Raw genomic sequence first — 7,513 nt, 5'->3', positions numbered from 1 at the left:
AAAAAAAAGTGCGAAAAAATATTTACACTACCATTTCTGGTCATTGTGTATCAGATTCTTTCGCTATTTCTTAGCTGGGTTCAACATGTCGCCAGTTAACAATGCCCGCCCGTACGCTCCCTGCGGTCGCCAGACGGCCTACTGGCCGACCCCTAATGCGGGCATTACCGAGCGTCTGCTTCTGGCCCCAAAGCGGACCTTGGTAACAGGCTGATTCGCTATCGAAAATAGTCGCAATTGAGGTGGAAGCGGACTCCAGCGTTTTCACCACAAGCGGGACAAACGGTGGCAATAAATATGGCTAGTACTGGCGTCCGTTTTGGGGCAGCATTTTCCTCCCGGAGTGCGGTTTGCTGCCTTGTTATCTGGATAAGAAAGTCGTTTAGTCGCGTTCATCTATCCTGACTAAAAGGGGTACATACACTGGAGAATGATGTTCGTGAACCAATTTCCATTTACCTTTTGTTTTAACAAATAATAAGGTAATTAGATTATTGACCGTAATTTCGCCATACTCCTTATGCATCAGTATAAAATCTGAGATAAAAGTTAAATTGGCTACATTTCCATAGTATACCGCAACTTTCAAAGTCCCCTCTTTAGCGGCGAACTGTATAACATGGTCAATATCTACACCAAATAGCTCACGTTCATTATGTTCATTACCGGCACTATCGAAAGACTGTCCTCCATTGAATTCAACAAACTTGTCTCCATAGGCATGAAAAGAGATAAGTCTGTCCATATACTCACCATCATATCCCTGTCCGGCTCCGGCCGTTATACTTTGTGCAATGGCCCCGAAAGTCTCTAAAACTTCTGCTTGAGCTTGTGGATAAGTTTGGTCAATTACAGAATTTGCTGCGACCAGGCTTGTTGTTGAAAGGCAGGCTCCCAAAAAAAGTAGCCTAACTCCTACAGATACATTCCTCCTGAACTTTAAATGTGTCATCGTAATTATCCTTTTTCCCGATTTAATTAAGGCCATACAACCTTGACCCGAACCAGTTGAAAAACTGATCTGCGCAAAGCCTAGTTAAGAATTCTCACTTTGCCGTATAACATTTAGTCATATCACATGTTGTCTGAGGCAGCCCATCGGTTAATAGCAGCCGCAGAGACAGCTACAGAAAGTAGTCCGGAAATAGGCGAAAGCGGCCGCTACGCTGACTCTACCAAGTGTTTGATGTACAGCACCTACTCCCCTTGAGGGAGGAGGAAAATGCTATGTATATGAACGCGACATGTAACCCCACCAGAACGCCATGGAACAAAGGGAAGCTCGTAGGCCAGAAGCGACCCCTCCGACTGCAGGAGATATGGCAAAGCCGATTCATGCTGGACTCCCAGAATCGGAATCGAGACCTGGCTATGTTCAATCTGGCGATTGACAGCAAGCTTCGCGCCTGCGACCTGATGCGCCTCAGAGTTGCCGACATTACTCAGGCAGGCAACGTGCAGAGCCGTGCCAGGGTCATTCAGATGAAAACCGGGCGCCCCGTCCAATTTGAAATCTCGGAACAGACACGACGATCCGTCGAACGCTGGATAGACCACAAGGCTCTGGTTCCCAGAGACTATCTGTTCCCCAGCCGCATTCTACGGTCAGGCCATCTGTCCCGGCGACAGCACTCGCGGATCGCTCGCCGCTGGATGTCCGAAATCGGCCTCGATCCTGCTCTGTACGGCACCCAGTCCATGAGAAGGTCGAAAGCTTCAATTATTTACAGCAACACCAAGAACATCCGAGCAGCTCAGCTTCTGCCGGGGCATTCCAGCCTGGAGAGCACGGTCAGATACCTTGGAATTGACGAGGATGATGCCTTGACGCTGCGGAACAGATCGAGGTCTGAGTAGATGCGCGGACCCTCCAAATGGGTCCACTTTCGCCCAACAAGGGACATTAGCCTGTCCCCCGAAATCACGAGATAAACCTTGATCCTGATCATGAGTTGGTTGCTTACCCCGCAAAAGACAGCATGTCAGCACCCCGACCTGCTACGCTTATTCATGCAGCATGTAGGAAACAGACAAGCGGAACCCAGTAGAGGAGTAGTTGTCATGACGAGTGGAAAAACCGATGAAGCGAAGGGCCGCGTGAAGGAAGCCGCGGGGGTTCTGACCGGCGACAAGAAGCTGAAAGGCAAGGGAAAGGCCGACCAGGCCGCTGGTAAGATCAAGCAGGCAGCCGAAAAAGTCCAAAAGAAAACCGAGGAGGTCATTGATGAGGTGAAGGACGCACTCAGCTGAACCCTAAATACTATGAGCCTGAGGGAACGACTGCTGCGATCAGGGTAGCTGCGTACGGTAGCTTTCTCCTTTTTCAGCGTGTCGATAACAGCTGACAACCTGGGGAACTTGCAAACTTTTAGGTGACAGGCAGGAGCGCGATTATGGATTTAACAGGACTGATAATCTTTCTAGCAATAGGCGCACTGGCCGGTTGGCTGGGCAGCCTAATTATGAAGGGCGGCGGACTTGGTCTGCTCGGCAATATTGTGATAGGCGTATTGGGTGCGATTATCGGCGGGTTTCTTTTCGAAGTGTTGGGACTCTCGGTGAACGGCCTCATCGGCTCTATTGTCACAGCGACAGTTGGAGCAGTGGTACTATTGTTTGTTGTTGGGATTGTCAAAAAGGCATAACAATACGCTCCTTTGTACTATACTCGGCAGGAGTTGTTCAGAAAACCATGATCAATCTATAGAAGAAGGAACCAGCCCATGGCATCGAGAAAGAGCAAAGTCTCACAGATCCAGAAAGACGCAAACAAGCTTCTGGCCGACACTGAAAAAAGCATTCAAAGGCAGGCCAGGGACGCCCTAAAAGGAATCCGCAAAATGATTCTGGAGCTTGCCAAGCAGACCGAGCAACTCGAGAAAAAACTTGAAGGCAATAAGAAAAAAGCGGCGCCCAAAAAGAAGCCGGCAGCGAAGAAAAAAGCTGTAACCAAGAAAAAGGCAGTCGCAAAAAAGAAAGCTGCGCCCAAGAAAAAGGCGGCGGCTAAACGAAAGACCGCCGCGAAAAAACCTTCTACCAAAAAATAACAACCGGGGAATGACGACGGACCTCGGTTAGCAGTATCGACAAGTTGACTCAGGCGGATCTGAGAAATCTGCCGCCTGATCTCGCACGACTACCCTTGAAGTGGCGGATCCAGACGGCTACGCGTAGCGTCTTGATCAACTCGGATAGAGTACAGCGTAATGCACACTGCTGATGACGATATTCCTCAAGTGTTGTGCCACGGTCGTTGCGATACCGGTGTGGCAGCAAATTTCTCTCAACACTCACGCTTATAGCTCATTAGCCTGCTGCAACTCCCGGCGTTGGAGCGTTGATCTTACGATTGCTCGCCGCGACTCCCAGGCGGCAGGTCGCAAGCCTCGCCGGCCGCGTTTCCCAGGACCAGGCACTGGCTGATGTCGGCTTTCGCCTAATTTGAGGCACAATCATTTAATTATAGTGTCCGTAAAACTCTGGTAACGCCAGACCTCAGGTCAAAACTCGTAGCTTAGTTCCACACCATAAGTCAGTGGATCGCCAAACCACGCGACGTCCGGCGCATTGAATCCATCGATTTCGGAGAAGTTGATTCTATCCAGGTGATACTCGTCGTCCAGCAGGTTCTTGCCCCAGACTGCCAGCGTCAGCGCTCCTGAATCACCCATATCCCAACGAGTGGCAATTCGCGCATCGAGAAGACTGACGCTCATTAATTCTGTACCTGGTGTTACATCGTAGGAATCCGTATAGGAGTAATTGAGATTCGCCATCAGCTCTCCCCAGGACACATCGCGACGGTAATTGAAGTTTGCAAACACCGAGTTCTCCGGCGCGCCAGAACTGCCGCCCTCGTTGACCACTGTGACTTCATCCGGTGTTCCCGGGCGAAAGACCGCTTCGTAGCTGTCCTGCTGAGCATCAAGATAGGCATAACCGAGCGATGCCGTGAGATCGTTGATCAGCTGTGCTGTGGCTTCTATTTCAAAGCCCTTGCTGTCCCCGTCCGTATTGAAGACGTTTTGGCGAACAGGGTGAGCAGGGTCCTGCTCGGTAACCTGGATATTACTTTGATCATAATAGAATACCGCCATGTTAAGCCGGAGACGACCATTCATGAGCTCGCTTTTATAGCCAAGTTCAAACGCTTCCATATCCTCCTTGTCAAAGGTGAAGCCTTCCAATGTAGTCGCGTCGGTGTTGTATCCACCGGACCGGTATGCCGTTGAGTAGCTCGCATACACATTGGCGTTATCATTCAAGTCATACTGCAGGATAATCTGGGGGTCAAAGTTGTCCCAGGTATTTGATTCCCTGTTGTCCGAAAAAGGCAGGCCAGTCGCCGTATCGTAGGTGAAAACGAGAGCAGAAAAGTCGGGCAGTGGCCCTTGATTTACGAATGTCTTTACCTTGCCCTCGCGCTTGTCTTCGGAATACCGTCCTCCGACGGTAACGTGTAACCGCTCCCCAAAGGCCCCGGGAGTCCAATTCAAAGTTCCAAATACGGCGTAGGCGTCAGTTTCGATTCGACCAGCGGAACGTACTGCGCTGGGACTGAAAAAATCAACAAGATCCTTTGTCAGCGTATAATCCTCGCCGGCGCCGGTGTCCTCGTTAAAATAGAACAGGCCCGCAGTATAGTCGAGGCCGTCTGCGATTTTTCCTTCGAAGTTTAACTCTAAGCTGTATTGTTTATGGTCATTGAGCACGTGGTTCTGCCCGGTAGTAGACACAATACGGTCAGTCCAGGGCAACAGTGAACCATCGGTCTCGGGCCAGAAGCCCCGTGAGTCCGTGGCGTCTGCCTTTCGGTAGGAACCTATCAGCCGCACCGAGTGTTGATCCGCAAAATCCCAGCCGGCAAATACGCTATAAGCCTCCAGATCGAGATGCGATTTTTCCAGGGCATATGCCGTTGTAACTTTATCCAAGCGGTCGTTTGTCTCCGGTGGGTTGATCAGACTGCCAAGTCCGGGACCAATGGTTCCGTCACCAAAAACGGATTGGGAGTATTGTGGCTCCAGGTCCGCCTCATTTTTCTCATAGGCAACGTCAAATGACAAAGTGCTTAAAGGTTCCCAGCGCAGATCTGCGCGCCAAGCTTCGGCGTCACGACCGTTGAAATCAGGGCCTGGTCCTTTATTTTCCACCCAGCCATCGCGTGATCTGGTCATACCGGACAATTTCACGGCGACGGACTGAGAAAGCGGTACGTTAATATACCCATTTGCTTCCTCGAGGTTATAGTTTCCAGCACCCACCTTGAGTTTGCCGCTAAACGACTCGGTGGAAGCTTTACGGCTTATAAGATTGATCGCCCCGCCCACGGCATTTCGTCCATAGAGCGTACCTTGCGGCCCCTTGAGTACTTCGATGCGCTCCATTTCCAGCGCATCAAAGGCCAGCCCCGGCGTTTTACCCAGATAAACACCATCTGTGTAAAGTGCTACCCGCGGATCAATACCGATGCTCACCTGAGCTGAACCAATACCCCTGATCCAAATTCTGGTTCCGCTGGCAATGCCTGCGGCGGGAGCAGTGACCAGGCCGGGCGTAGTTGGCCCCAGGTCCGCCACATTTTCGATTCGAAGAATGTTCAGGCTCTCTTCCGTGTAGGCGGTGATACTGATCGGTACATCCTGAAGGTTTTCCGTTCGCTTTTGGGCCGTGACTAACACTTCCTCCAGGCTGGTCTCGGCCTGTGAAGGTACAGCCAGGAGGCCGATGGCAAGCGGTAGCGGTAAAAGAGAAACAGCCAGTTTTTGTCTCGGTATTTTTATCATTTTCTTACTCCATTGCCGTATATCTATCAAATTCAGGCGTTGTTCCCCACCTTTCTCGCAGGCTTTTCCCTGCTGAAGTCTGTACTCGGGTCAATGGCTCGATCACTGATCCCTGGACAAAATGGCCGCAGACCAACCCGAAGCCACCAGCACATTTTGAACATTGAATACCTGATTGACCGCTTTACCCCTGGCCTGCCGAACGCCTTCTGTCAACGAGTTCAACCCGTGGATATAGGCCTCACCGATCAGGCCACCGTGGGTATTGGTGGGAAGTCGACCGTCAATGGCAAGATGGCCATCACGTACGAAGTCCGCCGCCTCACCCACCCCGCAGAATCCAAAGGCCTCAAGCTGATAGAGAACAGAACAGCTGTAAGCGTCGTACAACTGGGCAACTTGTATATCCACCGGCGTTATATCTGCCATCGCGAAGAGATGCCTGGCGGTCACAAAGGCTTCCGACATCACCGACAGATCCTCTGCGTAATGATTGGTTGCAATCTGGGAACCATTGCCGCCACCTTGCGCTGCAACAACAGCGACAGGTGGCTGCCTTAAGTCGCGCGCACGCTCTAAACTTGTGAGTACTACAGCGACACCGCCGTCACTTTCCTGGCAGCAGTCAAACTTTCGCAGGACCGGTTCCACGATCCACGGTGAGTCCTGATGTTCCTCCAGCGTCACCGGCCGCTGGTAGAAGTGGGCATTTGGATTCGTCGCCGCATACCTTCGCTGTTCCACCACTACCCGACCAAAATCCTCATTGGTAACCCCGAAGCGATCCATGTACACCTTCGCGTTGAGCGCCTGCCAGGCCATCGGCGTGTAGGCACCCATGTCAAAGGCCCAACTCATATCGGAGGTACCACCGCCGCCCACGGTCCTGCCCCGGGTCGTATCTATCTGGCCGAAGCGGTTCTCGGATCGCTCATTCATGGCGCGCCACACGACGACGACATTTGCAACGCCAGCGCGTATCGCTGCGCAGGCATGGGCAATGGTGCCAACGGCACCAGCACCGCCAAACGGCACGCGCGAGAAGAAGCTGATATCGCCCATGCCCATCGTGCGAACCAGATCTACCTCTTCATTACTGTCTATCGTGTAGGTAACCAGACCATCCACATCAGCAACCGTGAGTCCCGCGTCGTCGAGCGCATTCTTGACACTTTCCGCCGCCAGACTGAGTTCGCTGCGTCCGGAGTGCTTGGAGAACTCGGTCTGGCCAATGCCGGCGATCGCCACTGCTTCGATTTGTTTCAACATGGTTTGGATGAGGGGTGGGATTCAGTACGACGAGGCCGGAATTGCGGTACTTTTCCCTGTTCCTGCGTATCGGCAAAAAAGACGTCCACCTCCATACCGCTGGTGATCTCCTCGGGCTCAATCCCGCACAGGTTCGACAGTACCCTGACGCCCTCCTTCAGGTTGACTAACGCCACAATGAAACCTTCTTCAAACATTGGCACCGCTGGATACCTGGGTATGATCCAGCTGTACAACTGCCCCTGGCCGCTGGCGATGGTGTATCCCATGTCAGTACCAAGGCAGCCGGGGCACATGGGGCCAGGCGGGTGTTGCATTTGGCCGCAGTTGTTACACCGCTGAATTCTCAGCTCTTGCTGAATCGCGCCATCCCAGAAAAACGCATTGTCGCGGTTTCTGATGGGCGCGGGCCGCAGGGGGTTACTCTCTCGCAAGAACATTTTCCTCTGGGAACATTG

General features: G+C 52.1%; 9 protein-coding genes and 1 pseudogene. 5 read left to right on the top strand and 5 right to left on the bottom strand.

The window, feature by feature from the left end; translation table 11 throughout:
* A partial coding sequence (locus tag E2F43_RS19380; protein ID WP_238947035.1) for a hypothetical protein occupies window positions 1–214 on the top strand: 214 nt, incomplete at its 5' end.
* A 168-nt stretch (window positions 215–382) separates the two neighbouring features.
* On the opposite strand, the gene E2F43_RS18860 is transcribed toward E2F43_RS19380, so the two are convergent.
* Window positions 383–952 (bottom strand): nuclear transport factor 2 family protein, encoded by a 570-nt coding sequence (locus E2F43_RS18860; protein ID WP_133215666.1) that lies wholly within the window; start codon window positions 950–952, stop codon window positions 383–385.
* Between the two features lie 419 nt (window positions 953–1,371).
* On the opposite strand from E2F43_RS18860, the gene E2F43_RS18855 reads away from it, so the two are divergent.
* The 4 genes from E2F43_RS18855 to E2F43_RS19150 all read left to right on the top strand — a co-directional run bounded on the left by E2F43_RS18855 (window position 1,372) and on the right by E2F43_RS19150 (window position 3,047).
* Entirely contained in the window at window positions 1,372–1,857 is a 486-nt protein-coding gene (locus E2F43_RS18855; protein WP_238947034.1) for a tyrosine-type recombinase/integrase, read from the top strand.
* 204 nt (window positions 1,858–2,061) lie between these two features.
* Window positions 2,062–2,250: a CsbD family protein gene (locus E2F43_RS18850; RefSeq protein WP_133215664.1), complete on the top strand. Its 189-nt coding sequence runs from the start codon at window positions 2,062–2,064 to the stop codon at window positions 2,248–2,250.
* A gap of 143 nt (window positions 2,251–2,393) precedes the next feature.
* Entirely contained in the window at window positions 2,394–2,645 is a 252-nt protein-coding gene (locus tag E2F43_RS18845; RefSeq protein WP_133215662.1) for a GlsB/YeaQ/YmgE family stress response membrane protein, read from the top strand.
* Window positions 2,646–2,723: 78 nt separating this feature from the next.
* On the top strand, window positions 2,724–3,047 hold the full coding sequence (locus E2F43_RS19150; RefSeq protein WP_165954405.1) for a histone: 324 nt from the start codon (window positions 2,724–2,726) through the stop codon (window positions 3,045–3,047).
* A 453-nt stretch (window positions 3,048–3,500) separates the two neighbouring features.
* Here the strand turns inward: E2F43_RS19150 and E2F43_RS18835 are convergent, their stop codons facing one another.
* From E2F43_RS18835 to E2F43_RS19600, 4 genes and pseudogenes are all read right to left on the bottom strand, one after another.
* Window positions 3,501–5,786, bottom strand: coding sequence for a TonB-dependent receptor (locus tag E2F43_RS18835; protein ID WP_133215658.1), 2,286 nt, complete (start codon window positions 5,784–5,786; stop codon window positions 3,501–3,503).
* A gap of 102 nt (window positions 5,787–5,888) precedes the next feature.
* Entirely contained in the window at window positions 5,889–7,055 is a 1,167-nt protein-coding gene (locus E2F43_RS18830; RefSeq protein ID WP_133215656.1) for a thiolase C-terminal domain-containing protein, read from the bottom strand.
* Entirely contained in the window at window positions 7,049–7,324 is a 276-nt protein-coding gene (locus E2F43_RS19375) for a Zn-ribbon domain-containing OB-fold protein (RefSeq protein ID WP_238947033.1), read from the bottom strand. The genes E2F43_RS18830 and E2F43_RS19375 overlap by 7 nt, the downstream gene beginning before the upstream one ends.
* Before the next feature lie 9 nt (window positions 7,325–7,333).
* Window positions 7,334–7,495: pseudogene (locus E2F43_RS19600) on the bottom strand (zinc ribbon domain-containing protein); the annotation flags it as partial.
* Window positions 7,496–7,513: the final 18 nt, after the last annotated feature.

Source organism: Seongchinamella unica, from assembly GCF_004354085.1.
In the GTDB taxonomy this organism is placed as follows: Bacteria; Pseudomonadota; Gammaproteobacteria; order Pseudomonadales; family Halieaceae; genus Halioglobus; species Halioglobus unicus.
The sequence above is the reverse complement of the archived record's forward strand: the minus strand, read 5'-3'. Positions and strand labels throughout refer to the sequence as shown.

Coding starts and splice junctions, on each gene's coding strand:
- E2F43_RS18835 (WP_133215658.1), bottom strand. CDS start 5,786: ATGATAAAAATACCGAGACAAAAACTGGCTGTTTCTCTTTTACCGCTA.
- E2F43_RS18845 (WP_133215662.1), top strand. CDS start 2,394: ATGGATTTAACAGGACTGATAATCTTTCTAGCAATAGGCGCACTGGCC.
- E2F43_RS18855 (WP_238947034.1), top strand. CDS start 1,372: ATGTTCAATCTGGCGATTGACAGCAAGCTTCGCGCCTGCGACCTGATG.
- E2F43_RS18860 (WP_133215666.1), bottom strand. CDS start 952: ATGACACATTTAAAGTTCAGGAGGAATGTATCTGTAGGAGTTAGGCTA.
- E2F43_RS18830 (WP_133215656.1), bottom strand. CDS start 7,055: ATGTTGAAACAAATCGAAGCAGTGGCGATCGCCGGCATTGGCCAGACC.
- E2F43_RS18850 (WP_133215664.1), top strand. CDS start 2,062: ATGACGAGTGGAAAAACCGATGAAGCGAAGGGCCGCGTGAAGGAAGCC.
- E2F43_RS19150 (WP_165954405.1), top strand. CDS start 2,724: ATGGCATCGAGAAAGAGCAAAGTCTCACAGATCCAGAAAGACGCAAAC.
- E2F43_RS19375 (WP_238947033.1), bottom strand. CDS start 7,324: ATGGGATACACCATCGCCAGCGGCCAGGGGCAGTTGTACAGCTGGATC.